At 69.6% G+C, this 26,494-nt stretch carries 30 protein-coding genes; 17 read left to right on the forward strand and 13 right to left on the reverse strand.

All coding sequences use genetic code 11. The annotated features are described in order from the left end of the window. Window positions 1–27 precede the first annotated feature (27 nt). Window positions 28–1,224 (forward strand): CaiB/BaiF CoA-transferase family protein, encoded by a 1,197-nt coding sequence (locus tag ASC70_RS20780; protein WP_056054042.1) that lies wholly within the window; start codon window positions 28–30, stop codon window positions 1,222–1,224. Between the two features lie 138 nt (window positions 1,225–1,362). Here the strand turns inward: ASC70_RS20780 and ASC70_RS20785 are convergent, their stop codons facing one another. After that, the gene (locus ASC70_RS20785; RefSeq protein ID WP_056054045.1) at window positions 1,363–3,201 is read right to left on the reverse strand and encodes an HWE histidine kinase domain-containing protein; all 1,839 of its coding nucleotides are present in this window, start codon (window positions 3,199–3,201) and stop codon (window positions 1,363–1,365) included. A gap of 200 nt (window positions 3,202–3,401) precedes the next feature. Here ASC70_RS20785 and ASC70_RS20790 point away from each other — a divergent pair, with 200 nt between their 5' ends. The 4 genes from ASC70_RS20790 to ASC70_RS24640 all read left to right on the forward strand — a co-directional run bounded on the left by ASC70_RS20790 (window position 3,402) and on the right by ASC70_RS24640 (window position 5,267). After that, window positions 3,402–3,752 (forward strand): hypothetical protein, encoded by a 351-nt coding sequence (locus tag ASC70_RS20790; protein ID WP_047404102.1) that lies wholly within the window; start codon window positions 3,402–3,404, stop codon window positions 3,750–3,752. After that, entirely contained in the window at window positions 3,749–4,141 is a 393-nt protein-coding gene (locus ASC70_RS20795) for a hypothetical protein (protein WP_047403847.1), read from the forward strand. The genes ASC70_RS20790 and ASC70_RS20795 overlap by 4 nt, the downstream gene beginning before the upstream one ends. Before the next feature lie 216 nt (window positions 4,142–4,357). After that, the gene (locus tag ASC70_RS20800) at window positions 4,358–4,978 is read left to right on the forward strand and encodes a superoxide dismutase (protein WP_082539564.1); all 621 of its coding nucleotides are present in this window, start codon (window positions 4,358–4,360) and stop codon (window positions 4,976–4,978) included. Window positions 4,979–5,090: 112 nt separating this feature from the next. Next, on the forward strand, window positions 5,091–5,267 hold the full coding sequence (locus tag ASC70_RS24640) for a DUF1328 domain-containing protein (RefSeq protein WP_047403845.1): 177 nt from the start codon (window positions 5,091–5,093) through the stop codon (window positions 5,265–5,267). Window positions 5,268–5,280: 13 nt separating this feature from the next. On the opposite strand, the gene ASC70_RS20805 is transcribed toward ASC70_RS24640, so the two are convergent. Together ASC70_RS20805 and ASC70_RS20810 are read right to left on the reverse strand one after the other, a co-directional pair. After that, window positions 5,281–6,117: a metallophosphoesterase gene (locus ASC70_RS20805; protein ID WP_056054051.1), complete on the reverse strand. Its 837-nt coding sequence runs from the start codon at window positions 6,115–6,117 to the stop codon at window positions 5,281–5,283. Window positions 6,118–6,120: 3 nt separating this feature from the next. Then, complete coding sequence (locus tag ASC70_RS20810) at window positions 6,121–6,978, reverse strand: diacylglycerol kinase family protein (RefSeq protein WP_056054054.1); 858 nt, start codon at window positions 6,976–6,978, stop codon at window positions 6,121–6,123. Between the two features lie 127 nt (window positions 6,979–7,105). Between ASC70_RS20810 and ASC70_RS20815 the strand changes: the two genes are divergently transcribed. The 4 genes from ASC70_RS20815 (at window position 7,106) to ASC70_RS20825 (ending at window position 8,772) form a co-directional block, all read left to right on the forward strand. After that, window positions 7,106–7,450: a YMGG-like glycine zipper-containing protein gene (locus ASC70_RS20815; RefSeq protein ID WP_047403842.1), complete on the forward strand. Its 345-nt coding sequence runs from the start codon at window positions 7,106–7,108 to the stop codon at window positions 7,448–7,450. Between the two features lie 84 nt (window positions 7,451–7,534). Beyond that, window positions 7,535–8,011, forward strand: coding sequence for an OmpA family protein (locus ASC70_RS20820; RefSeq protein WP_047403841.1), 477 nt, complete (start codon window positions 7,535–7,537; stop codon window positions 8,009–8,011). Window positions 8,012–8,309: 298 nt separating this feature from the next. Further along, a complete protein-coding gene (locus ASC70_RS25120) occupies window positions 8,310–8,498 on the forward strand; it encodes a hypothetical protein (protein WP_156136695.1) in 189 nt (62 codons plus the stop codon). Window positions 8,499–8,511: 13 nt separating this feature from the next. Further along, window positions 8,512–8,772 (forward strand): hypothetical protein, encoded by a 261-nt coding sequence (locus tag ASC70_RS20825; protein WP_056054057.1) that lies wholly within the window; start codon window positions 8,512–8,514, stop codon window positions 8,770–8,772. A gap of 168 nt (window positions 8,773–8,940) precedes the next feature. Here the strand turns inward: ASC70_RS20825 and ASC70_RS20830 are convergent, their stop codons facing one another. Then, the gene (locus ASC70_RS20830) at window positions 8,941–9,744 is read right to left on the reverse strand and encodes a response regulator (protein WP_047403839.1); all 804 of its coding nucleotides are present in this window, start codon (window positions 9,742–9,744) and stop codon (window positions 8,941–8,943) included. 225 nt (window positions 9,745–9,969) lie between these two features. Here ASC70_RS20830 and ASC70_RS20835 point away from each other — a divergent pair, with 225 nt between their 5' ends. From ASC70_RS20835 to ASC70_RS20855, 5 genes are all read left to right on the forward strand, one after another. Further along, window positions 9,970–10,155: a NepR family anti-sigma factor gene (locus ASC70_RS20835; RefSeq protein WP_081612907.1), complete on the forward strand. Its 186-nt coding sequence runs from the start codon at window positions 9,970–9,972 to the stop codon at window positions 10,153–10,155. Between the two features lie 2 nt (window positions 10,156–10,157). Continuing rightward, on the forward strand, window positions 10,158–10,763 hold the full coding sequence (locus tag ASC70_RS20840; RefSeq protein WP_047403837.1) for a sigma-70 family RNA polymerase sigma factor: 606 nt from the start codon (window positions 10,158–10,160) through the stop codon (window positions 10,761–10,763). Then, a complete protein-coding gene (locus ASC70_RS20845) occupies window positions 10,760–12,454 on the forward strand; it encodes a sensor histidine kinase (protein WP_056054060.1) in 1,695 nt (564 codons plus the stop codon). Before ASC70_RS20840 ends, ASC70_RS20845 begins: the two co-directional genes overlap by 4 nt. 81 nt (window positions 12,455–12,535) lie before the next feature. Beyond that, window positions 12,536–12,670 (forward strand): entericidin A/B family lipoprotein, encoded by a 135-nt coding sequence (locus ASC70_RS20850; RefSeq protein ID WP_047403834.1) that lies wholly within the window; start codon window positions 12,536–12,538, stop codon window positions 12,668–12,670. A 194-nt stretch (window positions 12,671–12,864) separates the two neighbouring features. Continuing rightward, window positions 12,865–13,986 carry a hypothetical protein gene (locus ASC70_RS20855; protein ID WP_056054120.1) on the forward strand — a complete coding sequence of 374 codons (1,122 nt, stop codon included), beginning with the start codon at window positions 12,865–12,867 and terminating at the stop codon, window positions 13,984–13,986. Here the strand turns inward: ASC70_RS20855 and ASC70_RS20860 are convergent. The 3 genes from ASC70_RS20860 to chpT form a co-directional block, all read right to left on the reverse strand. Then, the gene (locus ASC70_RS20860; RefSeq protein WP_056054061.1) at window positions 13,944–14,777 is read right to left on the reverse strand and encodes a protein-glutamate O-methyltransferase CheR; all 834 of its coding nucleotides are present in this window, start codon (window positions 14,775–14,777) and stop codon (window positions 13,944–13,946) included. The two genes, ASC70_RS20855 and ASC70_RS20860, sit on opposite strands and share 43 nt — an antisense overlap. Next, a complete protein-coding gene (locus ASC70_RS20865; RefSeq protein ID WP_162247253.1) occupies window positions 14,774–15,169 on the reverse strand; it encodes a response regulator in 396 nt (131 codons plus the stop codon). Before ASC70_RS20865 ends, ASC70_RS20860 begins: the two co-directional genes overlap by 4 nt. Window positions 15,170–15,245: 76 nt before the next feature. Next, window positions 15,246–15,923, reverse strand: coding sequence for a histidine phosphotransferase ChpT (gene chpT / locus ASC70_RS20870; RefSeq protein ID WP_056054064.1), 678 nt, complete (start codon window positions 15,921–15,923; stop codon window positions 15,246–15,248). 210 nt (window positions 15,924–16,133) lie between these two features. On the opposite strand from chpT, the gene ASC70_RS20875 reads away from it, so the two are divergent. After that, a complete protein-coding gene (locus tag ASC70_RS20875; RefSeq protein ID WP_056054067.1) occupies window positions 16,134–16,319 on the forward strand; it encodes a DUF3553 domain-containing protein in 186 nt (61 codons plus the stop codon). Next, entirely contained in the window at window positions 16,316–17,110 is a 795-nt protein-coding gene (gene cysQ / locus ASC70_RS20880; protein WP_056054070.1) for a 3'(2'),5'-bisphosphate nucleotidase CysQ, read from the forward strand. Before ASC70_RS20875 ends, cysQ begins: the two co-directional genes overlap by 4 nt. Window positions 17,111–17,310: 200 nt before the next feature. Here the strand turns inward: cysQ and ASC70_RS20885 are convergent, their stop codons facing one another. The 5 genes from ASC70_RS20885 to dapB form a co-directional block, all read right to left on the reverse strand. Further along, window positions 17,311–18,183 (reverse strand): DMT family transporter, encoded by an 873-nt coding sequence (locus tag ASC70_RS20885; protein ID WP_056054072.1) that lies wholly within the window; start codon window positions 18,181–18,183, stop codon window positions 17,311–17,313. Window positions 18,184–18,349: 166 nt separating this feature from the next. Continuing rightward, the gene (locus ASC70_RS20890) at window positions 18,350–18,706 is read right to left on the reverse strand and encodes a YdbL family protein (RefSeq protein WP_056054075.1); all 357 of its coding nucleotides are present in this window, start codon (window positions 18,704–18,706) and stop codon (window positions 18,350–18,352) included. Window positions 18,707–18,720: 14 nt separating this feature from the next. Then, the gene (locus ASC70_RS20895) at window positions 18,721–18,906 is read right to left on the reverse strand and encodes a YnbE family lipoprotein (protein WP_047403823.1); all 186 of its coding nucleotides are present in this window, start codon (window positions 18,904–18,906) and stop codon (window positions 18,721–18,723) included. A gap of 36 nt (window positions 18,907–18,942) precedes the next feature. Further along, window positions 18,943–22,170: a YdbH domain-containing protein gene (locus ASC70_RS20900; RefSeq protein WP_082539520.1), complete on the reverse strand. Its 3,228-nt coding sequence runs from the start codon at window positions 22,168–22,170 to the stop codon at window positions 18,943–18,945. 51 nt (window positions 22,171–22,221) lie between these two features. Then, window positions 22,222–23,007 carry a 4-hydroxy-tetrahydrodipicolinate reductase gene (gene dapB, locus ASC70_RS20905; RefSeq protein ID WP_082539519.1) on the reverse strand — a complete coding sequence of 262 codons (786 nt, stop codon included), beginning with the start codon at window positions 23,005–23,007 and terminating at the stop codon, window positions 22,222–22,224. 252 nt (window positions 23,008–23,259) lie between these two features. On the opposite strand from dapB, the gene ASC70_RS20910 reads away from it, so the two are divergent. Further along, on the forward strand, window positions 23,260–25,545 hold the full coding sequence (locus ASC70_RS20910) for an NADP-dependent malic enzyme (RefSeq protein ID WP_056054084.1): 2,286 nt from the start codon (window positions 23,260–23,262) through the stop codon (window positions 25,543–25,545). Between the two features lie 140 nt (window positions 25,546–25,685). Here ASC70_RS20910 and ASC70_RS20915 read toward each other — a convergent pair whose 3' ends face one another. Then, entirely contained in the window at window positions 25,686–26,288 is a 603-nt protein-coding gene (locus ASC70_RS20915) for a YdeI family protein (protein WP_056054087.1), read from the reverse strand. Between the last annotated feature and the right edge of the window lie 206 nt (window positions 26,289–26,494).

Raw genomic sequence — 26,494 nt, forward strand, 5'->3', positions numbered from 1 at the left:
TGAACGGTTCCGGGGGGAGATCGTCAAATGACACAGGGGCCACTGGCTGGATTGCGGGTGATCGAGATGGGCTCGCTGATCGCCGGGCCTTTCTGCGGCCAGGTGCTGGGCGACTTCGGGGCCGAGGTGATCAAGCTGGAGGATCCCAAGGTCGGCGACCCGATGCGCCAGTGGGGGCGGTCCAAGCCGCAGGGCCTGTCGCCCTGGTGGCCGGTGATCGGCCGCAACAAGAAATCGGTGACGATCGACCTACGGACGGACGAGGGCCGCGACGTCGCCCGCGCCCTGATCGCCAAGGCCGACGTGGTGGTCGAGAACTTCCGCCCCGGCACGCTGGAGAAGTGGGGCCTGGGCTACGAGGCCCTGGCCAAGACCAATCCCGGTTTGGTGATGGCGCGGGTCTCCGGCTTTGGCCAGACAGGCCCCTACGCCAAGCGGGCCGGCTACGCCCTGGTCGGCGAGGCCATGGGCGGCCTGCGCCACATCACCGGCGAACCCGACCGGCCGCCGGCCCGGGCGGGCATCTCGATCGGCGACAGCCTGTCGGGCCTGAACGCCGCCCTTGGGGTGATGATGGCCCTGCACGCCCGTCAGCGCACCGGCCAGGGCCAGGTGGTCGACGCGGCGATCTACGAGAGCGTGCTGACGGTGATGGAGAACCTGATCACCGAATACGACCTGACCGGCTATGTCCGCGAGCGTTCGGGGGCGGTGCTGCCGGGCATCGCGCCGTCCAACGTCTATCCGACCAAGAGCGGCGAGCTCGTCCTGATCGGCGCCAACCAGGACACCCTGTTCAAGCGGCTGTGCGACCTGATGGGTCGGCCGGACCTGGCCGAGGATCCCCGCTACCGCGACCACGCCGCTCGGGGCGCCCACCAGGGCGAGCTCGACGCCCGCATCGCCGCCTGGACCGCCGACCACGAGATCGAGGACCTGCTGCCCCGGCTGGAGGCGGCGGGCCTGGCCACCGGCCGCATCTACCGCGCGCCGGACATGATCGAGGATCCGCAGTTCGTCGCGCGGGAGTCGATCGTGACCGTGCCGCATCCGGTGTTTGGCGCGATCAAGATGCAGAACGCCTTCCCGAAGCTCAGCGAAACGCCCGGCGGGGTGCGCTGGCCGGGGCCGACGCTCGGGGAGCATACGGACGCGGTGCTGACCGAGGTGGCGGGGATGAGCGTCGAGGCGGTCGAGCGGCTGCGGACGAAGGGGGTGGTGTGAGTTCAAGATCCTCCCCCGCGTTGCGGGGGAGGTGGCCCAAAGGGCCGCAGGGGGCTAGCGCGGCAAGCGTCCAGCTCGCCCCCTCAGTCGCTCCGCGACAGCTCCCCCGCAGCGCGGGGGAGTATCTGGTTCAGCGCCCTAAACCCGCCCCGTGACCCCGGCCACCGCCCGCGCGATCTGGTGGACGTTGTAGGGCTTGCGCACGATCGGGGCGTCGAAGCCCATCGGGGCGGCCTTGTCGGCATAGCCGGTGGCGAACACGAACGGGCGGCCCATGGTGCGCAGGATCTCGGCGACCGGGGCGACCGACTGGCCGTTCAGGTCGGCGTCCAGCACGGCGACGTCGAAGTCCAGCTCGACCATCGACAGGGCCTCGCTGAGTTCGGCCGCGCAACCGACCACCTCGACGCCGGCGTCCTCGAGCCCCGCTTCCAGTTCAAGCGCCAGCAGCAGCGAGTCCTCGACGATCAGCACTTTCAGACCGGCGATGGCGCCCGAGCGGATGGTCTCGTCGGCGGCGACCACGGTCTCGACGATGCGTTCCGGGGCGGCGCTGACCGGCTCGATCGGCGGGGCGTCGGCCAGGGCCTCGGCCGCGCCCTGGATCATGGCGGTGACGCCGCTGGGCCGGTAATTGATCTTGGCCGAGCCGCCGAGCTCGCGGCCGGCCACCTCTTCGATCAAGGTGGCGCCAAAGCCCTTGGTCTGAGGCGGATTGGCCGGCGGACCGCCGGTCTCCAGCCACTCCAGGGCGAAGCCGCCGTCCGGCGTGCGCCGCCAGACCACCTCGACCTTGCCGTTCTCGGTGGACAGCGAGCCGTAGCGCATCGCGTTGACCGCCAGCTCGTGCAGCGCCAGCGACAGGGCGGAGGCGGCGCGGGGCGTGAGGAACAGCTCCGGCCCGTCCCAGCGGGTCTGGGTCGGCGCCAGGCCGCCCAGCTCGGCGGCGGCGATGCGGGCCAGGGTCGCGCCGCGCCAGCGGGCCGCGGTCAGCAGGTCATGGGCCGAGCTCATCGACTTCAGCCGCCCGGCGAAGGTTTTCAGGAACACGTCCAGCGAGGCCGACTTGCGCGCCGACTGGGCCGCCACCGACTGGACGACGGCCAGCAGGTTCTTGATGCGGTGGTCCAGCTCCAGGACCAGGTTCTCGCGCTGCTCTTCCTCGGCCCGGCGCTCGGTGACGTCCTGGACGACGCCGATCAGATAGGCCGGCTCGCCGTCCTCGCCGCGCAGGATGACGCCGGAGCCGTGGTTCCAAACCTCGCGGCCGTCCGGTCCGTTGGGGCGGCGATACTCGGCGTCGTAGCGGCCGGTCTCCCGCAGCTGTTCGGTGATCGACTCGCGCACCCATTCCTGGTCGTCGGGATGCAGGAAGCGATACAGCGCCTGACCGTTCTCGCCGGGAATCTCGCCGGGCGGAATGTTGGAAATATCGGCGAGGCGCGGGCTGATCTTGAAGACGTCGCGTTTGATGTCCCACTCGAACTCGCCGAGGCTGGCGGCGGCGATGGCCAGGTTCAGGCGCTCGCTTTCCAAGTTGTGAGCCGCGCAAGGCTCGGCCGCGAGGCTGGCGGCGGCGAGGTCGGCCAGATCCTCCAGCGCCTGGAGGTCGTCGTCCGAGGCGGGGCCGCTGGCGCCCGGACCCTCGACGACCAGGGCGCCCAGCACGTGGCCCTCGCCGTCGCGGATCGGAACCGCCAGGCCGACCGGACCGTTGGCGGCGACCACCTGGGCGGCCAGATCGTCCTGGCGCGGGCTCTCGGGGCTGGCGTAGCCGACATAGGCCTTGCGCCAGACCCGATCGGCGTCGACCAGGGCGACCGCGGCCTTCGGGGCGTCGAACAGTTTGGCGGCGACGCGCGCGAACCTCAGAAATTGCGGTTCGTTGGTCGCGCCATCCAAGATGTCCAAGGCCTTCAAGGCCTTGAGACGGGCGGCTTCCTGGCGGTCGTCGCTGACGATGGGGGCGTCCTCCATGATTCGACCTTAGACCCGCTTCGCGTTTGGCGCGAGCGGCTTTGGATCGGCTTCCGGCGCCCCTTCGGGATTCGCTTGTGGTGCGGCCCGCCGACCTTGAGTATCGTGGAACCGCGGCGCTAAGCTCGGCGTTGACGGGGCGCAGCTTCCGCGCCCAGATTTCTTCTCGCAGTCGGTCGCGTCGCGAACAGGAGATGACCATGCCCGCCAATTCCCTGAATCCCGCCGCCAAGGAAGCCGACAAGGCCAAGGGCGCCACCCTGGAAGCCGTCGAGCACGCCGAGCGCAGCTTCGCTCAGGCCGCCGACATCGCTCGCGCCCAGCTGACCGAGGCCGCCAAGCGCGTCGAGAAGTCGGTCGCCGAGGGCTTCGAGACCCTGCGCGCCCAGAGCCGCGCCTATACCGACACCGCCGGCCAGCAGCTGGAAGACGCCCAGCGCTATGTCTCCGAGCGGGTCCGTGAACGTCCGATCACCGCCACCATGGCCGGCCTGGGCGTGGGCGTGCTGATCGGTCTCCTGCTCGCCGGCGGCCGTAGCAACAACCGGTGATCTTCGAAAAGACCCTCATGACGCTGGCGGCGGCCGCGGCGATCGCCGCCGCCGCCGCGGTCAGCGTCGTCTCCGCCGCCTTCGCGATCTACGCCGTGCTGGTCCCGCTGGTCTCGCCCGCGGGCGCGGCCGCGATCGTCGCGGCCGTCGCGGCCCTGATCGTCGCGGTCGCCGGCATGATCGCCGCGCGCAAGGTCGAGGGCCATCGCGGCCCGCAGGCCCCGCCGCAGAGCTTCGACATGACCGGCAAGATCGTCGAGATCGTCCGCGATCGGCCGATCATGTCGATCGGCATTGGCCTGGCCGCCGGGATCTTCGCCCTGAAGAACCCGACCCTGACCGCCGCCGTCGCTAAGGCCTTTTTGGATCCGAAGCCACCTCAGCGCTGATCGCGCGTTATTCTGATCGCCGACCGCCGCCGGGCCCTCTCGGCGGCGTTTTGCGTTCGCAGATTTCCTGGAAACCCCAAGTTTCAAAGGGAATTTCTCAACTAAAGTTGAGCGTGTCGGGCTCGCGAAACCGCTTACGCTTTCGCCCCGCGCGTTCTAGATGCCTTCCGCGCGTTCCCACCTCCTCCCTCCATGGGAACGCCTTCCCATGGAGTGATCATGTACAAGCTGCCGGACCTGCCCTACGCCTACGACGCGCTGGAGCCGACGATCTCCGCCAACACCCTCCATTTCCACCATGACAAGCACCACGCGGCCTATGTCACGGCCCTGAACGGCCTGCTGAACGGCGACGACCGGGGCTCGCTGGAAAACGTCATCAAGAGCGCCGGCCCCGGCAAGGTGTTCAACAACGCCGCCCAGGCCTGGAACCACGCCTTCTTCTGGGACGGCATGAGCCCGACCAAGACCGCCCCGGGCGCCGAGCTGGCCGCCGCCATCGACTCCACCTTCGGCGGCCTCGCCGGCCTGAAGGAAAAGTTCGTCGCCGAAGGCATCGGCCATTTCGGCTCGGGCTGGGTGTGGCTAGTCTCGGACGCCTCGGGCGCCCTGAAGATCATCTCGACCCACGACGCCGATAGCCCGGTCACCCACGGCGTGACCGCCCTGCTGGTCGCCGACGTCTGGGAGCACGCCTACTACCTGGACTACCAGAACGTCCGTAAGGCGTTCCTGGAAGCCTTCTTCGACAACCTGCCGAACTGGACCCTGGCCGACAGCCAGTACGCGGCCGCCAAGGCGGGCGCCCCGGGCTGGGCCTATCCGGCTCCGGAATAGGCTTTGCCACGCTCCGGAACGCCCGGGAGTCGGGTGCGTTGTCTCGAAGCGGGGCCGTGAGGCCGCGATCGAGACAACCGCCCCGGCATCTGGGGCCAATCCGGAGAGGCCAATGCTGAATTGGGCCGTGACCTTCCTGGTGATCGCCCTGATCGCCGCCCTGCTGGGCTTCACCAGCATCGCGGGGACGGCGATGGGGATCGCCAAGATCCTGTTCTACGTCTTCCTGATCCTGTTCCTGGTGTCGCTGGTCACCCACCTCTTCCGAGGTCGTGGCGGCGCGCCGTAGGCGAGCGGGATATCTACAGCGCGAGCGGCGCGGCTTCGGCCGCGCCGTTTTCGTTTTGCGCTCGGGTCCGGCGATCGAACGACCAGGTGCGCCAGACGTCGAACTTGCCGCGCTCATAGGCGATGGCGGCCACCCGCACGCAGCCGGGCTCGACCTCGATCACGTTGAACCCCGGGGCCGCGCCGCGTTCGCGCAGCGACAGGGTGCCCGAGCCGACCGCCTGGGTCTTGCCGTCGCCGAACGGGATGGCGGTGACGAACGGCAGGTGGATGTGTCCCGACAGGATGACGTCGGCGCCGGCCTGGACGAAGCGGTTGGCCGCGTCGACACCGCCGCGGACCCTGGCGGTCATCGGCCCGCCCAGGATCTCCATCAGCGGATGGTGGCAGACCACGATCCGCAGGTCGCCGGCCGGCGCGGCGCGCAGCTCGCGGACCACGCGCTTGATCTGGTCGCGCGCCACCGCGCCCTTCGACCAGTTCCAGCGGATCTGGGCGGCGCGGGCGCTGTTCAGCGAGCAGACGGTGACGCCGTCTCCGCGCCAGGCCGCGCCGTCCTCGGTCCCGAACCGGTCGGTGAAACGCCGCCACGGGCGGGTAAAGCGCTCGAACAGCTCGCCGAGGCCCACGAACGGCGTGTCGTGATTGCCCGGCACGACGATCATCGGATCGGGCAGGCGGGCCAGCCAGGCGGCGGCGGCGTCGAACTCCGGGACCTTGCCGTCCAGGGTCAGGTCGCCGGCGGCGACGACCAGGTCGGGCGCGGCCGCGTTGATCCAGGCCGTGGCCGCCTCGACGGCGTCCTTGTTCTCGCCGCCGAAATGGATGTCGGAGACCTGTATCAGCTTCATCGGTCACTCACCGTCGGGCGGGACCAGCGCGCGGAACGCCTTGGGCCGGAAACGGATCGACACCTCGGGATCCAGCCGCGCGGGCTCGCCGTCGAAGATCGCCGGGATCCGTCCCCTGGCCCACACCTTGCCGATCCGGCAGCGGCCGACCGCCACCGACGGGTCCTCCCGCCACTGGCCTCGCGCGGCGTTGAAGCCGAGGCGGAAGACGTCCAGCGCGCTGGAGGGATCGAGCGCGGCGGCTTCCAGGGCCCGCTCCTCGGCGTCGAGGGCGTTCGAGACGAGCGGGCACATCAAGGTCAGCGCCTCGGCCTTCATCCTGGGGCGGCCATCGAGCGCGAACCGCAGGCGGCCGGAAAAGGCGTTGCGGAAGGCGCGGCGGGCGCGGGCCAGGGCGATGTCCAACCGGCCGTCGCGCGCCGCCTCGCGGGCCGTGGCCCACAGGGCGGGGCTGCCCAGGATGGCGGCGACGAAGAACAGGCGTCCTCCCACCTCGCCGCCCGAGATCATCCGGGCCTCGCCGCCCTCCAGGCACGCCGTCATCGCCGCCTCCCAATCGCGCTCGCCATAGAGGGCGCGGGGCAGCATGTTCATGGTCCCGCCCGGCAGGGGCGCGATCAGAGGGCCGTCGGGCCCGGCCATCTCGGCCGCCGCCCGGGCCGTGCCGTCGCCGGCCAGGATCAGCACCGCGTCCGGCGCGGAGTCGATCACCGACCGCAGGCAATCGACCAGTTCGGCGGGCTGGGGGGCGTGGACGACGCCCGACACGCCATGTTCCGCCAGCAGGCGCTCGGCGATCTCGGGCGCGGCGGGGCCGACCGAACCGGACGCGACATTGGCGACGACATCGATGCGGCGCACGCGATCCCCCTGGAAAAACTCACGGACGCAACGGCCCGAAGCGGGCCATGGTTCCGCTTGCGAACGGAACCGCGCGACCCGGCGACCGTTTGGCTCGGCAGGGGACAGCTCGGAACGGAGAGCCAAGATGAAGACGACCATGATCGCCCTGATGGGCGTGGGTGTGCTCGCCGCGGCGTGCACCTCGACCGGCAATGTAGAGCGTAACGCCGCCGGCGGCGCCGCCCTGGGCGCCCTGGCCGGCGCCGTGATCGGCAACAATGTGGGCAGCGGCAGCGCCGGGACGGGCGCGGCCATCGGCGCGGCGATCGGCGGCACCGCCGGCGCGGTGAAGGGTTGCCGCGAGGACGGCGGCTGCGGCGCGACCAGCGTCAATCGCCGCCAATATTATGACGAGCGCGCGGGCCGTTACTACTATTACGATTCCCGCAGCGGTCGTTACTATTGGGAAGACGGCAGCTCGCGCTACTAAGCGGGAGAAGGCGACGACGCCCCTTGAAAGGCGATCGGCCTGGCCGATCGCCTTTTTGGTGTTCGCGGGTTGGAGGAGGGTTGGATGAAGACGACGAAGTTCGGGGTGGTCGCGATGGCGATCGGGGGCGGCGCCGTGCTGGCCTTGGCTGGCTGTGCGGAGACTCAAGGCCCCTGGCGCACCTTGCGCAAACCCGTCGCGGTCGCGCCGCCCAGCTGCGGCGATTTCCAGTCCTCGGTCTATTTCGAGCAGGATTCCGCCGCCCTGATCCCCGAGGCCCGCATGGTGCTGGCCAACGCGCGCGCCCAGGCCAAGGGCTGTGACGTCAAGTTGGTGCGGGTGATCGGCCTGGCCGACGCCGTCGGGACCTCCGAGGCCAATCTGATCCTGTCCCGGCGTAGAGCCGAGACGGTGTCCAACGCCCTCGCCAAGGCGGGCTTCGCCAAAGTGGAGATCGACAGGGCCGCCGTGGGCGACGCCGGGGCGGTGGCCGCCTCGGGCGCGACGGCGCCGCTGCGCCGGCGCGCGGACATCCTGTTCGACCTGGAGACTCCCCGGTAGCGCAGCCGGGTCGCCAGCCAGAAGAAAGGCGGGCCGGTAAGGACCGGTCCGCCTGAGTTCGCATCAACAAAGGGGGGTGCGAAGGCGGCAGGCTGGCTGTCGCCAGCCTCAAGTCGGGGGGGCGTCGCCGCCTTCGCAAGATGAAAACGACAAGCCGCGCGATGGGTTCCCGCCCCGCGCGATTTTTTTTGCGCGGGCTCCGCCGGGTTCCGAGGCCGGCGGCGTGGGAACGGCCAAGGCTCCGAAACGTTGAAATCCCAGGCGGACACGAGGTCCGTCGGGGCAGGGGAGAGACGTCGTGATCCGGACTTATGTAGCCGAGCATGGCGGGACTGTTTTGGTTTCGACGCCGTCACGGCGTCAAAAAAGAATGCGCACGCGCGCCATGGCCCTCGTCGTGATCGCGGCGATCGCCGCCTCCGCCGGGATGGTGCAGGCGTTTCAGGGTCGCGAGCGGGCGCACGCCGCCGAGTACTGGACTCCATAGGAGGTAGGACATCATGCCCGCCGACATTCATCATCAGGGCCAGGCCGATTCCGGCCAGCGCCTGAACGCCACCCGCGCCCGCCAGGGCCGCTGGGGCCGCCACGTTTTCTGGGTTCTGGTCATCTCGACCGTCCTGGCGGCGCTGGCCCTGTTCGGGGCCTGGACCTACCGCGCCAAGGACCTGGCGGCTGTCGAGGTCCACAATGGCGCCAAGACGCCGGCCGAGGCCCAGCGCTACGACACGCCGCAAACCCCGGCCCGCCAGACGCCTTAGCGCTCGCGCCAGTGTTCAGGTTGAGGGCGGTCTCCTGAGAGGAGGTCGCCCTTTTTCATGCGCCGAACCGACTCCCCTCTCCCGCAAGGGGAGAAGGAAGAGACCAACAACGAAAAACGGCCTCCCTTTCGGAAGGCCGTTTCTTGGAGCGTTCGGGAGGTGCCTGGATCAGGCGGCCTTGGTGCGGGTCCGCCTGGGATGGAAGAACAGCGCCTGGCCGATCGCCGCCTTCACCGTTTCCGGCTGGAAGGGCTTGGTGATCAGGAAGGTCGGCTCCGGGCGCTCGCCGGTCAGCAGGCGTTCGGGGAAGGCGGTGATGAAGATCACCGGCACGTCCATCCGGCCCAGGATGTCCTTGACCGCGTCGATGCCCGACGAGCCGTCGGCCAGCTGGATATCGGCCAGGACCAGGCCCGGGGTGCGGCGGGCGACGGCCTCGACCGCCTCGCCGCGGGTGGCGGCGATGTCGGTGACCTCGTGGCCCAGTTCACGGACCAGCGCCTCGATGTCGGCGGCGATCACCGGTTCGTCCTCGATGATCAGGACGTCGGTGGCCAGTTCGGCGTCGATTTCCGCCTGGGCGTCCGAGATCAGGCGTTCGACTTCACCGAAGTCGCAATCCAGGATCTGGGCGGCCTCCGAAGGGGTGAATCCCTCGAGCGCCGTCAACAGGAAGGCTTGGCGCGAGCGCGGGGCGATCCGCATCAGGCGTTGGGCGGCGTCATCGCCGGCCGTGCCGCCGTCCTCGCGGCGCGCTTCCAGCTGGGCGCCGGAGCTGAGCCAGATGGCGTGGAACACGCGATACAGCGCCACGCGCGGCGACAGATCGGCGTCCAGCGCGCGCTCGCCCGCCGCCAGGGCTTCCAGCGCCACGCGGACATAGTGATCGCCGGTCGTCTGATCGCCGGTCAGGGCGCGGGCGTAGCGACGGATGTAAGGCAGATGCGGCGCCAGCCGAGCAAGAAGACTCATGACCCCTCCCGATGCGGTGTTCGAAAATCACTAAACGAACGGCGAAGCTACGCCGTTCCGTCGAAGCTCGATAACGTCCCCTCAACTGAGCGGTTCCGCAAACCGACGAATTTTGACATCCTATGCCCAAGCTTATGGAACCCGGTACGGAAAACCACGTTGTCGTCTGGCGGAAACACATTCGGCCAAAGGGGGCGGACGCCGATGAATTTCGGTGTCGAGGACATGATCGAACACGTACCCATGGAAGATAAACGCAAAAGCGCCGCGGCGCTGGACGAAGCGCGCCTGCGGCAACAGGCGATCGGGGTGAAGCTGCGGCAGATGTTCGACGAGGTCGTCAACGAGCCGGTGCCCGACGAGTTTCTCGACATTCTGCGCAAGGCCGAGCCGCCGGCGGGAGGTCGATGAGCATGAGCGAACCGCAAGTCGGCCGCTCGGCGCCTGATCCCGTCCGTGACGTCGCCTTCAAACGCGAGCTGGTCACGCTGATTCCGCATCTGCGCGCCTTCGCCCGCACCCTGACGGGCGACCCGACGGCCGCCGACGACCTGGCCCAGGACGCCATGATGAAGGCCTGGGACGCCCGCGCCAGTTTCCAGCTGGGCACCAACATGAAGGCCTGGACCTTCATGATCCTGCGCAACCAGTTCTATTCCGAGAAGCGCCGCAGCTGGCGCCAGAGCCAGCTGGACCAGGAAGCCGCCGAGCGGACCCTGGTGGCGGTCGACGATCCCGAGGCCCCTGTCGCGCTCGACGAGCTGCGCCTGGGCCTGGCCATGCTGCCGGCCGAGCAGCGCGAAGCCCTGATCCTGGTCGGGGCCGGCGGCTTCGCCTACGAGGAGGCCGCCGATATCTGCGGCTGCGCCGTCGGCACGGTGAAGAGCCGGGTGAGCCGCGCGCGTCGGGCTCTTCAAGCCATTCTCGAAGCCGGCGCCTACGATCGCGACGGCGGTTCGGCCGGTGACGCGATGCATGCGATCCTGGCCGACGCGGAGCGACTGAGCTCCCTTCGGTGAACGCCCTGGCGGGCCGCGCCGCGCAGGCGGTGACATCGATTCGAGTCCGTTTGGCCGTCGCCCTGTTCGTGGCGCTGCTGCCCGTGCTGCTGCTTGGCGTGCTGCAGTCGATCTTCGCCTTCCGGGCGGAGGCCGACGCGCGGCGGCAGAGCCTGGAGCTGGCCGCCGGTCACAGCGCCACCATCGCCCGGGCCAGGATCGAGGCGGCCGGGGTGCTGCTCCAGACGCTGGGTCCCGGCTCGGTGGGCCTGGAATGCGCCCAGCGGCTGGCCGACGTCCGCGCCCGCCTGACGGGCTACGCCAACCTGATCCGCTTCGACGCGCGCGGCCGGGTGGCCTGCGCCGCGGCGACTACGCCCTACGACATCCAGCGCGGCGCGCGGCCGTGGTTCCAGTCTCTGCGAAACGGCGACCCGATCGTGGTGGCCAGCGTCCCGGGCGCGGCCTACGCCAACGAGCCGGCGGTATTGGCCGCCGTGCGCGCCGGCACGCCCGACCATTTCGAGGGCGCCATGGCGGCCGTCCTGACCCTGACCGACCTCAAGCTGGAGACCGCGAACCGCTTCATGCCCGAGGGCGCCGAGGTGGCCCTGACGGACTCCCACGGCCAGGTCTTCGCGGCCACCAATCCCCGCGCCTTCGCCTCGGTGGCCAGCCGGTGGCGGACCGAGGCGGCCAAGGACGGCTCGGCCCTGTGGAACGGTCGCGACATCCAGAACCGGCCCCGCACCTATTCGGCCGCGCCCCTGGTCGACGACGACGTCTTCGTGATCCTGTCGGTCCCGGCGCCGGCCCTGCTGTCGTGGGCGTGGCTCAACCCGATCTCGCGGCTGCTCTTGCCGGTGATGGCTTTCGCGCTGGGCCTGGCGGCGGTCTGGTACGCCGCCGAGCGCGGGGTGATCCGCTGGATCGTCTATCTGCAGCGCGTGGCGGCGATCTACGCCCGCGGCCGCTTCACCGTCCGTCCCCTGCAGGCCGAGCGCGCGCCGCCCGAGATCCGCGAACTGGCCGCCACCCTCGACGCCATGGCCGGCACCATCGTCACCCGCGACGCCTCGCTGATGGACAGCCTGGCCGAGAAGGACGCGCTGATGCGCGAAATCCACCACCGGGTGAAGAACAACCTGCAGATCATCACCTCGCTGCTGAACATGCAGCAGCGGGCCCTGGCTGACCCGGCCGCCAAGGCGGCGATGAACGACACCCGCCAGCGGATCACCGCCCTGGCCCAGATCTATCGCGCCCTCTACCAGGGGCCGGACCTCAAGCGCGTCGACCTGCGGCCGTTCCTGGAGGAGCTGACGGCCCAGCTGCTGGCCAACGACATGAGCACCTCGCCGCTGGTGCGGACCGAGGTCCATGCCGACCCGCTGGTCATCGATCCCGACCGCCTCGCTCCGATCGCCCTGTTCGCGGTCGAGGCCATCACCAACGCCCAGAAGCACGCCTTCGGCCCGAACGGCGGCATTCTGTCGGTCGGCTTCCACGTGCGCGGCGAGGAAGCCGAGCTGTCGATCAGCGACGACGGGCCTGGCGCGGCCGAGACCCTGGGCGGCGGGGTGGGGCGCACCCTGATGACCGCCTTCGCCCGGCAGCTGCGCGGCAAGGTGTCGTTCGAGACCCAGGAACCGCGCGGCCTGACCGTGCGCCTGATCTTCCCCACGCCCCTGGCCGTCGATCCCGGAACCTAGCTTCGCCGCTCACGTTTCCTGGGGGCAGTTATTCAACCGCCCCCTCCTCCCTACCCTGCGGGGCGAACAGCGGAGAAGACCATGCGTAAGTTTATGATCCTCGCGGCCCTGGCCGCCAGCCTGTCGGTCGCGGCCTGCAACACCGTCGAAGGCGCCGGCAAGGACGTCTCGTCGGCCGGCAAGGCGGTCAGCGATACGGCCAAGGACACCAAGTAGGACGTTCTCGTCTTTTGATCGAAGAGCCCGCCGGTGTCTCCGGCGGGCTTTTTTCATGGCCGCGCCGGATTGCCGCGCCACGTTGCCATGGTCGACAAACTGTTTCGCCGCCGCAACCTAAGGGCGTCCGAACGATATCGGACTGAAAAACAACCAGGCCAAGGTCGAGCCTCTTGCTCGAGGGGCTCTGGGGCTTGCCGTCACCGACCACGACCGTCTTCGTCCACAGCGGCTGGCGCTGTTCCAGCACCTATGTCTGGCATCGTTTCCGGGCGTTGGCCGGCGTGCGCGCCTATTACGAGCCCTGGCACGAACAGCTGGCGCGGGTGAGCGCCGAAACCCTCCGCGCCGAGACCCCAGACAACAGCGGCCTGCGCCACCCTGGCGGGACCGAGCCCTATCTGAAGGAGTTCGAGGTCGCCCTCGACCCGGCCGGGGGCCTGCGGAACTTCGACCCCAGTTTCGCCCTCGACCGATTCTGGATCGAGCCCGAGGCCAGCGACCTCGCCCAGCAGGCCTATCTGGAAGGTCTGGTCGAGGCGGCGCGGACCCGAGGTGAGACGCCGATCTTCGCCTGCTGCCGGACCCTGGGCCGCGCGGGCTGGCTACGGCGCCGGTTTGGGGGCTTCCACGTGATGCTGGTCCGCGACCCGGTGCAGCAGTGGCTGTCGTTCTATTCGCTGCGCCGCCGGCCCCGGCCGACCTATTTCGAGCTCTGCCACTATGTGTTGCTGTCGGAGATGGCGGGCGGGGATGACCTGTCGCACGCCCTGCTGGGTCACCGCTTCGACGGCGCCGGGACGCTGGAGGAGCGCCTGGCGGCGGTGCGCGGCAAGCTGAAGCGGGCCCCGGCCAGCGTCTCGTTCCAGGCGTTCCTGGCCGTGTGGCTGCGCTCGTATCTGAAGGCCTTGCCCGAAGCCGACCTGGTGGTCGACGTCGACCGCCTGGCCCGCGACCAGGCCTATGCCCGCGAGGTCGAGGCGGCGATCCAGGCCGGCTGCGGGTTGAAGCCGGACTTCTCCGACTGCCGCGCCCCGGCCCCCCACGGCATCGTCCCGCCGGTGCAGTGGCGCAAGGCCGCGCGCGAGGTGGTCGATCTGATGGACCTGCACGAGGCGATCGTCGGACCCCAGGCGCCGCCGATCCTGTTCCGCAAACTGGCTCCGGCCTTCGCGGCGGTGACGCCGGCGCCGGTCGGGCCGATCATGAAGCTGGGAGAGGCGTTGGGCGGCCTTATCGGCGGCGAGGCCGTGACGCGGGCGCCCGCCAAAGCCTATGCGGCGACGGCCGCTCGCACGGACGGGTCGCGCAGGTAGATTCCCGTGCCGCCGGGCGCGGCGGCCAGCATGTCGTCGAACGCGGCGACGTCGTCCTCGGGGTCCAGCACCAGCACGCCGTCGGGCGGCAGCAGGGACACCAGCGCCTCGATGACCTTGCCGCGCAGGGCCGCGTCCATGCCGCGCAGCACGTTGCGCAGCAGGATCACGTCGAAGCGGCCCATGGCCGACAGGTCGGCCAGCAGGTTGATCCGCTTCCAGCGCACCATCTGACGGATGCGTGGCGAAATCGCCCAGGTGTCGTCCTGGTTCTCGAAATACTTGACCAGCATGCGGATGGGCAGGCCGCGCTGGACCTCGAACTGGGTGTAGAGCCCGGCTTGGGCCTTCTCCAGACAACGCTCGGAGAGGTCGGAGCCGAAGAACTCGAATCGCGCGCCGGTCGCCAGGTTCGGGGCCTCGGCGGCGGCGATGGCCATCGAATAGACTTCCTGGCCGGTGGCGCAGGCGGCGCTCCAGACCCGGATCGGCGCCTCGGGCCGGCGTTGCGACAGCGCCGGCAGCACCGCGTCGCGCAGGGCGGCGAAGGTCTCGCGACCCCGGAAGAAGGTGGTCTCGCAGCGGCACAGGGCCTCGACCACGGCCCAGATCAGCCGCTCCTCGCGCTGGGCGCGCAGGGCCGCGATCAGCGCCTCGATCGAGTCGAAGCCTTCGCGCCGCGCCAGGGGAGAGAGGCGGCTTTCGATCAGATAGGGTTTTTCGGTCTCGACCCGCACGCCGGCGCGGGCCCGGCCCAGGGCCGCCAGCAGGTCCATGTCCTCGGGGGTCACAACAGGCCCGCCTCGGCGAACTTCGCCTCGATGATGTCGCCGTCGAACGGCTTCATGATGTATTCGTCCGCCCCGGCGTCGAGCGCCGCGCGGATGTGGTCGACGCTGTTCTCGACCGTGCAGAAGACGACCTTGGGCGCCGCGCCGCCGGGCTCGGCCCGCAGCAGGCGCAGGAACTCGATGCCGTTCATCACCGGCATGTTCCAATCGAGGAGCACGGCGTCGGGCATGGCCGCGCGGCACCACGCCAAGGCTTCCATGCCATCGGCGGCCTCGGCGATCTCGAAACCGATGTCCTCGAGGACTCGGCGGGCGACCTTGCGGATCACCCGGCTGTCGTCGACCACCAGACAGGTCTTCACGGCGCGCGCTCCACTCCAGGCGAGCACCATGGGAGCGGTCTGGTTAAGGAGCGGTTTGCCTAAACCCGGAAGGGGCTGCGACAAATGTAACTTTTATCGCAAGAATCTAGGCGGGCACCCAGGCGGCGATCGAGGCGCGTTCCTCGCCGATCTCGACGGCGATCTGGCCGCCTGCAGCGCGCACCAGGGCGTGCAGATAGGCCGCCTGCACCCACGGACCGCCGAGCCCTTCGGCCAGCGGCTCGCCCTTCAGCCCGGCCAGCACTTCCGGGCGCAGGCGGGCGCGGGGCCCTAGCGCATCGGCGATGATCGAGAAGCGGCCGTCGGCGGCGACGCCCTTGACCGTGGCCACCCCGCCGGCCGGCAAGGCGCTGGCGGCAATCTGGGCGATGTTGAGGATGGCGCGCGAGGACGGCTTGTTCATCGCCTGCGGTTCGATCTGCCAGTCCAGGGTCGGGCGCACGTGGGCGAAGACGCCCTGGGCCAGCTTTTCCAGCTCGCGGCTGTCGAAGTTCTCGGCCGAGGCCGAGGCGCCGAACGCCACGCGGGTGAACTGCAGCAGGTCGGCCAGCTTGCGGGCCGACGAGGCGATCAGGTTCATGGCGTCGTCGCGCATGTCCTGGGCGGCCGGGTCGTCCAGCAGGTCCAGACCCGAGACGATCGCGCTGGCTGGACTGATGAAGTCGTGGCACAGGCGCGCGGCCAGCATGGCGGCGAAGTCGGGGCCTTGGACGTCCGTTTCGGGGGACGCGGCGGTCGGGGTCTCGGAAACGGTGTCGGTCATGGCGGCGAACTCTGCCGTGATTTGAGATTTTGGCAAACTAGACCGTAGCGGGCGCCGCCGGTCGCGACCCCGCTATGGGTCTGGCCTTCGATAACGCCTCGAAGCGAAAACCGACTCATTCGGACGATGCAACATCTCCGGACGGCGTCGGGCGGCTTTGTGGCGGGGTCGCTTTCCTTGGACCCGCGCACGCTCTACAGGGAGCGCGTCATGGATCCGTTTCTCGAACCCGGCGTGCTCGTGCGCCATCCCGACCAGCCCGACTGGGGCCCGGGCCAGGTGCAGTCGGTGATCGGCCATCGCGTGACCGTCAATTTCGAAGACGCCGGCAAGCAGACCATCGACGCCACGCGGGTGCGGTTGGTCTTCGTCGGCGACGACCCCCGGGGACAATGAGCGATATGACCGAAAACCTTGCGGATTGGGGCCGGGTCCTCGCCAAGATCACCGAGGAAGCGGCGGTGATCATCTTGCCGTTCTGGAAGACCGAGCTGGCCGTGGCCCAGAAGGCCGACGAGAGCCCGGTCACCGAGGCCGACCGGGCCGGCGAGCGCCTGATCCTGCAACGCTTGGCCGAAGTCTTCCCGGGCGTCACCGCCATCTCCGAGGAGCACGCCAGCGAGTTCGGCGCGCCCGAGAGCGTCGGGTCGCGCTTCTTCCTGGTCGATCCGGTCGACGGGACCAAGGCCTTCGTGCGCGGCGATCCGAACTTCACGGTCAATATCGGCCTGATCGAGAACGGCGTCCCGGTCGCCGGCGCCGTCTGCGCCCCGGCCACGGGCGAGGTGTGGTTCACCACCGCCGAGGGCGCGATGAAGCGCGTCTCGCCGACCAGCCTGGAAGCGCCGGCCCGGGTGCGTCCGTGGCCGACCGGCCAGGCCGTGGCCCTGGTCAGTCACACCATGAAGGAGGAGAAGGCCGCCGAGCTCGCCGCCCAGTACGGCTTCGACCTGCGCACGCCGATGGATTCCTCGATCAAGATGTGCCGCATCGCTGAAGGCGCGGCCGACATCTATCCGCGCCACGGGCCGACCATGGAATGGGACACGGCCGCGGGCCATGCGGTGCTGGCCGCCGCGGGCGGGACCTTCCTGCAGCCGGACGGCTCGCCCTTCACCTACGGCAAGGCCGACCAGGGCTTCCGCAACGGCTGGTTCGTGGCGCGCGGCGGGGCGGGTCGTCGCTAGTACTGGGCGATTGCCCACCCAAAATTCCGCCTTCCTCGCCCTTGTGGCGAGGATCCATGGCGGCGCCAGGCTCTGGGAATGACGGAGGGCCGCCGCCGGTGTGGGCACACGCCCGTCCGAGGCAGGGCCAGCTGAACCATGGGTCCTAGGCACAAGGCCTAGGAAGGCATGTTGATATGCCGAGCTCATGAAGCGTGGCCTTACGGCGCGTCTTCGATCGACGCTTCCGCCGGCGTCGTCAGGATCGTCCCCGCCGACGCGGCGACGATCGCCGCGATGGCCAGCCACTGGGTCGCGACCAGCCGCTCGTGCAGGATCACCAGGGCCGCCAGCGCGCCGACCGCCGGCTCGGCGCTCAGCAGCACGCCGAAGCTGCGCTTGGGGATTTCTCGCAGGGCGATCATCTCCAGCGAATAGGGGATGGCGCTGGACAGCACCGCCACCACCAGACCCAGGGCGGCGATCTTCGGGTCGAGCAGCGCCGCTCCCGCCGAGACGATCCCGACCGGCGCGACGATCAGGGCGGCGACGGCCATGCCCACCGCCACCGTGCGGCCGGCGTGCAGGTGGCCGGTGCGCTTGCCCAGCACGATGTAGAGCGCCCACATCACCGCCGCCGCGCAGGCGAAGCCGACGCCGACCGGGTCCAGCCGCGTCGCGCCCGGATTGATCGGCAGCAGCAGGCCAAGGCCCAGCACCGCCAGGCCGATCCAGACAAAGTGGATCAGCTTGCGCGAGCTGGCCACGGCCAGGACCAGCGGCCCCACGAACTCGATGGCGATGGCCAAGCCCAGCGGGATGGTGCGCAGGGCCATGTAGAAACTCAGGTTCAGCAGTCCCATCACCGCGCCATAGATCGCCAGTCTGCCGAGATCGGCGCGGACGATCGGATGGCGCCAGGGCCGCCAGACCAGCAGCAGGATCACGGCCGCGAAGCCGACCCGATAGGCGCTGACGCCCTCGGCCCCGATCAGCGGGAACAGGGTCTTGGCGAACGATGTGCCCACGCACAGCGTGACGATGGCCCCAAACAGGGCCGCGTAGGGCAGCAGGCGTTGGCGGCGGGCGGACATGGGTCCGTGTTTAGGGGAGGCGTCGCGCGGTCGCCAGGTCTGCTGGCCCCCTCCGCGCCTGCGGCGCTCCTCCCCCGGAGGGGGAAGAAGACGCCGCGATCCTTCTTCCCCCTCCGGGGGAGGAGGATGCGCAGCATCCGGAGGGGGCAAGTAGGGACGCCGAGCCTTACTTCTTCACCCAGCCGCCATCCAGCGGCTTCCAGTACTGGCCGGGCGCCAGGCGGCTGTAGAGCTGCTTGGCGGTGGCCTGGCCGGCGGCGTCAGGGGTCACGCCGGTCTTGGCGGCGATGTCCTTGTAGGCGGCGGCGCGGCCGGTGTTGATCTCGGCCACGGCCGAGCGCAGTCCGGCGTCGCCGCCGGACACGATGCCCAGATAGCCGTCGGCCTGCTCGCCGACCGTGCCGGCCGACTTGGCGGCGTCCACGGCGGCCTTGGCGGCGGCCGACTGGGCCATGGCCAGGTTGGCGCCGGCGGCGGTCATCGCCAGGCCCAGCGCCAGAACCGTCATCGTCTTGCGGATCATGTCGGTTCCTCCTCTTAGAACAGGTTGGGGTTCTGCTGGATCAGCGACTGGACTTCCTTGTCCAGCCGCACGCGCACGTCGGCGTCCAGCTTGGCGTAGATGTTGATCGGGTCGACCTTCACACGGACGGTGGGCGTGCAGGCGGCGGCGCCGAGCGCTCCCGTCGCGACGAGAGCCATCAAGAGGGCGCGCTTATTCATGCGTGAAGTCTCCAGTTCGAAATTCAGGATGGCCGGTCACGGTTGAACCGGACCTGAACGGGTTGGCGCCGGCTTCGAGAACGCGAGCTTCCAGGCGTTCAGAAGCTCGTCGAAGTTCAGCGAGGTGTCGAGGGTCAGGTCGACCGGGGTCTTGGCCGGCAGGGCGATGCGCTTGTCGAAGGCGCGGCCGCGGATCAGGTCCAGGATCCCGACCCGAGCCTTCTCGGCGACCTTCGGATCGTGCTCGCCCTTGATGTGGAACAGGATGCCGAGGCGGCCCTTGTCGGTGCTGTTCACGCCGGCTTCCAGCTGGTCGAAGGCCAGGTTCTCCATGGCCTGATAGGCGAAGTCCTGGATGGCGTTGATCTGGGCGGGCTGGACGGGCGGCGCGCCGGGCGCGTCGGCCGGGCTGGCGGCGACGCTGGTCAGGGCGGCGCGGGACAGCTCGACCCGCCCCGGCTGGATGGCGGTGATCTTGCCTTCGTGGAAGCGCAGGCCCTCGGGGCCGAAGGTGAAGGGCAGGCGGCCGTCGACCACCGCCTCGACCTTGACCTTCTCGGCCAGGGACGAGGCGGCGATCACCTCGCCCAGGTCCAGGTGCTGGATGACGATGACCCCGCTCATGGGCTTGTCCAGGCCCAGGGGCACGTCGATCGGCTCGATCGAGATCCGGCCCTTGGCGGCCTCGAACGTCGCCTTGGAGACCTTCAGGGTCTCGGCGCCCAGCTGGAACACCGACTCCACCCCGGTCAGCGGCACGATCGAGTCGACCTTGACCACCTTCAGGGTCTGGCCGGGGGCGGTGGTCAGGGGCGCGAGGCTGTCGAAGTCGACGGCCCCGTCCAGGGTGGCGACGAAGCCGATCGGGCTGGTGAAGTCGATGTTGCGGGCGACCAGGCGACCCCGGCTGGTCGCGCCCTTGGCGTCCCAGGCGAACACGCCGGTGAAGCTGGCTGGCCCTTGTGCGTCGGTGGCGAAGGCGGCCAGCGGCGACAGGTCGGCCGGTTGCAGGCCGCCCTTGGCGAAGGCCAGTTTCGAAGCGTCGATGTCGGCCTGACCCCTGCCGGTGGCGACCACGTGGCGCAGGCGGATCTCGCCCAGCGGCGTTCCCGTCGGGGTGGCGCCCTGGAAGGTCCCGGTCCAGAGGCCGCCTGACAGCGTCAGGCCACCCTTGGCCAAGATGGGATTGAAGCGGCGCTCGGGCGCGGCGTCGGTGGCGGCGGCGCCGTCCACCCGCACGGTGGCGCGGTCGAAGCCGCCGGCCCCGCCGAACGTCGCCTCGCCCTTGATGTTGGCCAGCCTGGTCTCGGCGACCGCCAGGGCGCCTTCGCCGTCCTCGAAGCGCAGGGCCGCGCTCCAGCCGTTGGCGCCGGCGGTGACCAGCGGCGCCTTGGCCGGGCAGAGCTTGGCCTTGATGTCGGTGACCGGGTTCTCGCCCAGCGCATAGGCCTTGGCGGTGACCGGGACGCACTGGGCGGTGGTCAGGGTGAAGCGGCCGCCGGCGATCCGCGCCTGGCCGTCGACCCGGCCGCTCACGCCCTCGATCGGCGGCAGGTCAAAGCCTTCGGTGGCGAGCGAGAGGCGCGAGGTCATGACGCCGTTGCTGGCCCGCCAATCCGGCGCCGTGACCTTCACCACGGGCAGGCCGCCGCCCGACAGCGAGGCGAGCAGGCCCCCTCGCGCGGCGTTCGGCCCGGCGTCCAGCAGCAGGCCCTTGGGCGCGTCGGCGGTCAGGACGACGCCGTTGGGCGCGGCCAGCCGCGCCTCCCTCGCCAGGGTCACGCGGGTGCGGCCGTCCTTCAGGTCCAGGCCGACGGCGGGTAGGGAGAGCGCGAAGGTTCGCAGGGCCTGGGATAGAGGCTTGGCATAGGCCGGATTGGGAATCAGGGCCGCCAGCCGCTCGGCGTCGGGCCCCGAAATGCCGCTGCGACCACCGGCCGAACCGTCCAGGGACAGGGCCAGGCCGTCCGGGCTCTGGTCGATGCGGCCGCTGGCGGTCAGGCGGGCCGAGGCCAAGGCCAGGCCGCCACTGGCCACCCGACCCGCGCTGGCGTCGAGGGTCAGCGGCCCATTGAGGGCCGCGCCCTGGCCGTCCAGCGCCAAGCCAAGATTGCTCGAGGCGGCCCTGGCCGCCACGTCGCGCAGCGCCGTTCCGGCCGCGACGGCCTGGCCGGCGCGCAGCTCGGCGTTGACCGCCCCGCGAGCGGTCATCCGGCCCTGGCTGCGTCCGGCCGAGAGGCGGGCAAGCTCGAAGGCCAGGCTAGCGTCGCGGGCGTCCAGCGCCGGGGCCGAGAGCCGTCCCCCGCGCAGGGCGCCGCGCGAGCGGCCCAGGAAGGCGAAATTGTCGAGACCGCCGTCGATGCGCCCCGACACGGTGACCTCGCCGCTCACGGTCTCGGCCTGGCTGTCGCCGAACCGCCCGCCGTCGGCGCGCAGGTCGAGCCTGGCCTCCAGGGGCCCGCTGGCGGTCAGCTTGGTCAGGTCGGGATAGGGCAGGTCGGCCGACAGCTTGGCGCGAGCCTCGGACAGGTCGGCGGTCTCCGCGTCCAGGCTGTCGATGGCCATGGACACCTCGACCGTCAGCCGGTCGCCGCGCTTGCGGGCCGAGACGGTGGCCCCCTTGCTGTCGATGGCCAGGTTCGGGACCGCGTAGTGCAGAGGCGCGAGGCGGCCGTCGAGGCGCAGCAACTGGCCGTCGTCCAGGCTGGCGTCGCCGGTCAGGCGGGCGCGGCCGCCGGGCGTGGAGAGGTCGAGGCGCGCGTCCTCGATCAGGATGGCCGGGCCGGGGACGTTGGGCTTGCGCGGCGACTTCAGCGCCTCGTCGATCAGCGGCTGCAGGGCGCCAAAGCGCAGCTGGCCCTTTTCGTCGAGGCTGGCCGAGACACGCGGACGCACCAGGCGCACGGCCCGGGTCTGAATGCCGAACTCCTCCCCGTTCCACGGGACAGCCAGGTCGTAGGCGACCTCCAGCCGATCGGCCGAAAAGACGGGATTGTTGCGTGGGCCCAGGCGGACCCGGCCGGTGAAGCCGGTGGAATCCAGCGACTCCAGCTCGACCGCCGCCTCGATGCCGTGGTCGCGCAACCAGCTCTCGGCCAGTTCGCGGCTGATCTCGCGCCGGCCCGACCAGACGACCAGGCCCGTGGCGATGAAGGCCAGCATCGACAGCGACACCGCCTCCAGGCCCAGATCGACCAGGCGCGCGCGATCCCAGCCGGGCTTGGGCGGCGTCTTCGGTTCGGGAGCGGTCGCGGGGTCGGCCATCAAGTCCTGAAATCTAGATCCCTAAGAAGCCCCCGGCTAAGCTTTAGATCCCTATTTTGAAAAGCCTAGTACGTCCTGCATGTCGTAGAGGCCCGGGGGCTTGCCGCGAACCCAGACGGCGGCGGCGATCGCCCCGCGCGCGAACAGGCCCCGGTCGATGGCCGAGTGCGACAGGGTCAGGCTCTCGGACTCTCCGGCGAAGATCACGCTGTGCTCGCCGATGATGCCGCCGCCGCGTACGACGGAGAAGCCGATCGCGCCTTCCTTGCGGGCGCCGGTGACGCCGTCGCGGCCGCGGTCGGCGACCTGGCCGAGACCGACCCCCCGCCCCTCGGCGGCGGCCTCGCCCAGCATCAGGGCCGTGCCCGAGGGCGCGTCGATCTTGCGCTTGTGGTGGGCCTCGAAGACCTCGATGTCCCAGTCTTCGGCGGGCAGCGCCGCGGCGGCCTGGCGCACCAGGCCCATCAGCATGTTGACGCCCAGCGAGTAGTTGCCCGAGCGAACGATGGCGATCTTGGTCGCCGCCGCGTCGATCCTGGCGAGCTGCTCATCCGAGAAGCCGGTGGAGCCGATCACCAGCGCCGGCCCGCCATTCGCGGCGGCGTCCTCGGCCAGGGCCATCGAGGCCCCGGGCAGGGTGAAGTCGATCACCGCCTCGGCCTGGGCCAGGGCGTCCTCGCGGGAGACCAGCTCGCCGCCTTCCGCGCCCAACTCTGATCCGGGACGATCGAAGCGCGCGGCGACGACGGCGTCGGCGCGGCCTTCCAGCGCCTTGGCCACGGCCTGGCCCATGCGGCCGTTGGCGCCGGCGATCGCGATCTTCACGGGCTGGGACAAGGAACGCTCCGGAATAAAACCTACCATGGCCAATCGCCCAATCCGCCCCCGGAGGTCAACCTCGCGCCGCCTTCCGCGAGGTCAGCGAAGTTGACGCAAGGCCAAGTCCAACAAGCGTTTGCTGGGATTTTTCGAAATTGGCCCGGTTGTGACGCTGGGCCCCCGTCGCTACGGTGATCCCACATAAGGGCGCGTTCGCATTGATCGGCGCGCCCCCTACTCGACTCGCGCAGCAGGAATGGGAAACGCCGGATGAGCGACGCGGAACGCAAGACCTTCACGGATGCGGAGGCCTTGGCCTTCCACCGCTACCCCCAGCCGGGGAAGCTGGCGGTGACCCCGACCAAGCCGATGGCGACCCAGCGCGACCTGTCGCTGGCCTATTCGCCCGGCGTCGCGGTTCCCGTCCACGCCATCGCCGCCGACCCGGACATGGCCTACGAATACACCTCGAAGGGTAACATGGTCGCCGTGATCTCGAACGGCACCGCCATTCTTGGTTTGGGTGATCTCGGCGCGCTGGCCTCCAAGCCGGTGATGGAAGGCAAGGCCGTCCTGTTCAAGCGCTTCGGCGACGTCGACTCCATCGACATCCTGGTCAATTCCAAGGATCCCGACGAGATCATCACGGTGGTCAAGAATATCGGGATCACCTTCGGCGGCATCAATCTCGAGGACATCAAGAGCCCCGAGTGCTTCCGCATCGAGACCGAGCTGCAGGAGCTGCTCGACATCCCGGTTTTCCACGACGACCAGCACGGCACGGCGATCATCTGCGCCGCCGGCCTGATCAACGCCTGCCACATCACCGGCAAGAAGATCGAGGACGTCAAGGTCGTGCTGAACGGTCCGGGCGCGGCGGGCATCGCCTCGCTGGAGCTGATCAAGGCCATGGGCGTCCATCCCGAGAACGTCATCGCCGTCGACAGCAAGGGCGTCCTCTACCAGGGCCGCACCGAGGGCATGAACCAGTGGAAGAGCGCCCACGCGGTCAAGACCGACAAGCGCACCCTGGCCGAGGCGGTGGCCGGCGCCGACGTGCTGCTGGGCCTGTCCGCCAAGGGCGCCTTCACGCCCGAGATGATCGCCTCGATGGCCCCCAACCCGGTGATCTTCGCCATGGCCAATCCGGATCCGGAGATCACCCCGGAAGAGGTGCACAAGGTCCGCAAGGACGCGATCATGGGCACCGGCCGGTCGGACTATCCCAACCAGGTCAACAACGTCCTGGGCTTCCCCTACATCTTCCGTGGCGCGCTGGACGTGCGGGCTCGCCGCGTCAATCACGAGATGAAGATCGCCTGCGCCCAGGCCCTGGCCATGCTGGCCCGTGAGGACGTGCCGGACGAGGTCGCCGCCGCCTATCACGGCCGCCAGCTGAAGTTCGGCCCCAACTACATCATCCCTTCGGCCTTCGACCCGCGCCTGATCTGGTACGTGCCGCCGTTCGTGGCCCAGGCGGCCATGGACACCGGCGTGGCCCGCCGGCCGATCGCCGACATGGACGCCTATCGCGCCAGCCTGGCCCAGCGCCTGGATCCGACCGCGGGCTTCCTGCAGAAGATCTCGAACTCGGTCCTGGCCAATCCCAAGCGCATCGTGTTCGCCGAGGGCGAGGACCCCAGCGTCATCCGCGCCGCCTACGCCTACCAGACCGGCGGCTACGGCAAGGCCATCCTGTGCGGCCGCGAGAACCTGGTGCACGAGAACATGCGCCTGGTCGGCCTCGACCCCGACGTGGCTGGGCTCGAGATCGTCAACGCCCGTCTGTCCGACCGCAATCCGGACTATGTCGACGCGCTGTACCATCGGCTCCAGCGCCAGGGTTACCTGAAGCGCGACGTCCAGCGGCTGATCAACCAGGACCGCAACAGCTTCGCCGCCTCGATGGTCACCCTGGGCGAGGCCGACGGCATGGTCACCGGCGTCACCCGCAGCTTCGACCAAGCCCTGGAAGAGGTGCTGCGCGTCGTCGACCCCGCGCCAGGCGGCCGGATCATGGGCATGAGCGTGGTGCTGGCCAAGGGGCGGACGATCTTCATCGCCGACACCAACGTCACCGAGCTGCCCGAGGCCGACGAGCTGGTCGAGATCGCCTGCGAGGCGGCCCGCGCCGTCACCCGCCTGGGCTTCAAGCCGCGCGTGGCCTTCATGAGCTATTCGACCTTCGGCAACCCGATGGGCCTGCGCTCGGAAAAGGTCCGCGAGGCGGTGGCCATGCTCGACGAGACGGATGTCGAGTTCGAGTACGAGGGCGAGATGCCGCCGGAACTGGCCCTGGACCCGGAAAAGCGCGCCAACTACCCGTTCATGCGCCTGACCGACAGCGCCAACATCCTAATCATGCCGGCCATCCACTCGGCCTCGATCGCCACCAAGCTGGTCCAGTCGCTGGGCGGCGCCACCGTGATCGGGCCGGTGCTGCTGGGCCTCAGCAAATCGATCCAGATCGCGCCGCTGTCGGCCTCGGTGTCGAAGATCCTGAACATGGCGATGATGGCGGCCTACGACCAGCCGGTGGACGAGGCGGCGGAGTAAGCTTCACCACAACCTCCGCGACGGGTCGCCGCACGGCCTTCATCCGGCGGCGCGGCCTCCCATCTTGGTCCTGTCGGCAGCAGTAGGCCGACGCGTAAGCCCTCCGGCCGGCGTCATCCCCTTGCGGCGCCGGCCGGCCCTTACGCCTTGTCCCGCTTGCCCTGCGGATAGATCGTCTCGCCGCGTTCCAGCATGGCGACGAAGTCGGCGACCTTCTTTTTCCGGCCTGTCTCGGTCTTCATGTTGTGGACTCGGAACGCCAGCGAGAAGCGGTTCTGGGCCGACAGGGTCGCCAGCATCGCCTTGGCTGCCGGGCTGGCGTCGATCGCCGCCTGGAGATCGTCGGGGATCTTCATGTCCTGGCCATAGGCGCGGGCCCAGCGGCCGTCGGCCTTGGCGGCCTCGACCTCGCGCAGACCGTGCTCGGTCATCCGACCCTCCGCGATCAGCCGCGCGACATTGTCGACATTGATCTGACTCCAGATGCTCTTCTTGCCGCGCGGCGTGTAGCGCTGTAGGAAGCTCTTGTCGTCGAAGCCCTTGCGGACCCCGTCGATCCAGCCCCAGCACAGCACCACCTCGATCGCCTGCTTGGCGTTGATCGACGGCAGGCCCGAGCCGATCTTGTGGATCTTGATCCACACTTCCGGCTGTTTGTCGTGGTTCTGACCCAGCCAGGCATAGAAGGCGTCGGCGTCGACGAATTCCTGGACGTGATCGGGGTCGACCTTGATCGGGGCCATGGGAGTCCTGGGCGAAATGCTGCTTTGTTTTTCCGAACAAAGGCAGGCGGGATCAATGCGCATTCTCCCTCTCATCCGAAATCCCTCTCTCWYRGAGAGAGGGATTCACGGGAATTGAAGCGCCTGTATCCCCGGCGTTCACGAGATCGAAGTCAGCGAAATCAACCGCTTCTCACTTTTACAGCCTTCTGAATGATCCGCGTTGA

The sequence above is a fragment of the Caulobacter sp. Root343 genome (genome assembly GCF_001425745.1).
In the GTDB taxonomy this organism is placed as follows: domain Bacteria; phylum Pseudomonadota; class Alphaproteobacteria; order Caulobacterales; family Caulobacteraceae; genus Caulobacter.

What these genes read in the sequence shown, in the direction of transcription:
- ASC70_RS20780 (WP_056054042.1), top strand. Translation starts at nt 28, where the DNA reads ATGACACAGGGGCCACTGGCTGGATTGCGGGTGATCGAGATGGGCTCG.
- ASC70_RS20785 (WP_056054045.1), bottom strand. Translation starts at nt 3,201, where the DNA reads ATGGAGGACGCCCCCATCGTCAGCGACGACCGCCAGGAAGCCGCCCGT.
- ASC70_RS20790 (WP_047404102.1), top strand. Translation starts at nt 3,402, where the DNA reads ATGCCCGCCAATTCCCTGAATCCCGCCGCCAAGGAAGCCGACAAGGCC.
- ASC70_RS24640 (WP_047403845.1), top strand. Translation starts at nt 5,091, where the DNA reads ATGCTGAATTGGGCCGTGACCTTCCTGGTGATCGCCCTGATCGCCGCC.
- ASC70_RS20805 (WP_056054051.1), bottom strand. Translation starts at nt 6,117, where the DNA reads ATGAAGCTGATACAGGTCTCCGACATCCATTTCGGCGGCGAGAACAAG.
- ASC70_RS20815 (WP_047403842.1), top strand. Translation starts at nt 7,106, where the DNA reads ATGAAGACGACCATGATCGCCCTGATGGGCGTGGGTGTGCTCGCCGCG.
- ASC70_RS20820 (WP_047403841.1), top strand. Translation starts at nt 7,535, where the DNA reads ATGAAGACGACGAAGTTCGGGGTGGTCGCGATGGCGATCGGGGGCGGC.
- ASC70_RS20825 (WP_056054057.1), top strand. Translation starts at nt 8,512, where the DNA reads ATGCCCGCCGACATTCATCATCAGGGCCAGGCCGATTCCGGCCAGCGC.
- ASC70_RS20830 (WP_047403839.1), bottom strand. Translation starts at nt 9,744, where the DNA reads ATGAGTCTTCTTGCTCGGCTGGCGCCGCATCTGCCTTACATCCGTCGC.
- ASC70_RS20835 (WP_081612907.1), top strand. Translation starts at nt 9,970, where the DNA reads ATGATCGAACACGTACCCATGGAAGATAAACGCAAAAGCGCCGCGGCG.
- ASC70_RS20840 (WP_047403837.1), top strand. Translation starts at nt 10,158, where the DNA reads ATGAGCGAACCGCAAGTCGGCCGCTCGGCGCCTGATCCCGTCCGTGAC.
- ASC70_RS20850 (WP_047403834.1), top strand. Translation starts at nt 12,536, where the DNA reads ATGCGTAAGTTTATGATCCTCGCGGCCCTGGCCGCCAGCCTGTCGGTC.
- ASC70_RS20865 (WP_162247253.1), bottom strand. Translation starts at nt 15,169, where the DNA reads ATGGTGCTCGCCTGGAGTGGAGCGCGCGCCGTGAAGACCTGTCTGGTG.
- chpT (WP_056054064.1), bottom strand. Translation starts at nt 15,923, where the DNA reads ATGACCGACACCGTTTCCGAGACCCCGACCGCCGCGTCCCCCGAAACG.
- ASC70_RS20875 (WP_056054067.1), top strand. Translation starts at nt 16,134, where the DNA reads ATGGATCCGTTTCTCGAACCCGGCGTGCTCGTGCGCCATCCCGACCAG.
- cysQ (WP_056054070.1), top strand. Translation starts at nt 16,316, where the DNA reads ATGAGCGATATGACCGAAAACCTTGCGGATTGGGGCCGGGTCCTCGCC.
- ASC70_RS20885 (WP_056054072.1), bottom strand. Translation starts at nt 18,183, where the DNA reads ATGTCCGCCCGCCGCCAACGCCTGCTGCCCTACGCGGCCCTGTTTGGG.
- ASC70_RS20890 (WP_056054075.1), bottom strand. Translation starts at nt 18,706, where the DNA reads ATGATCCGCAAGACGATGACGGTTCTGGCGCTGGGCCTGGCGATGACC.
- ASC70_RS20895 (WP_047403823.1), bottom strand. Translation starts at nt 18,906, where the DNA reads ATGAATAAGCGCGCCCTCTTGATGGCTCTCGTCGCGACGGGAGCGCTC.
- ASC70_RS20900 (WP_082539520.1), bottom strand. Translation starts at nt 22,170, where the DNA reads ATGGCCGACCCCGCGACCGCTCCCGAACCGAAGACGCCGCCCAAGCCC.
- ASC70_RS20910 (WP_056054084.1), top strand. Translation starts at nt 23,260, where the DNA reads ATGAGCGACGCGGAACGCAAGACCTTCACGGATGCGGAGGCCTTGGCC.
- ASC70_RS20915 (WP_056054087.1), bottom strand. Translation starts at nt 26,288, where the DNA reads ATGGCCCCGATCAAGGTCGACCCCGATCACGTCCAGGAATTCGTCGAC.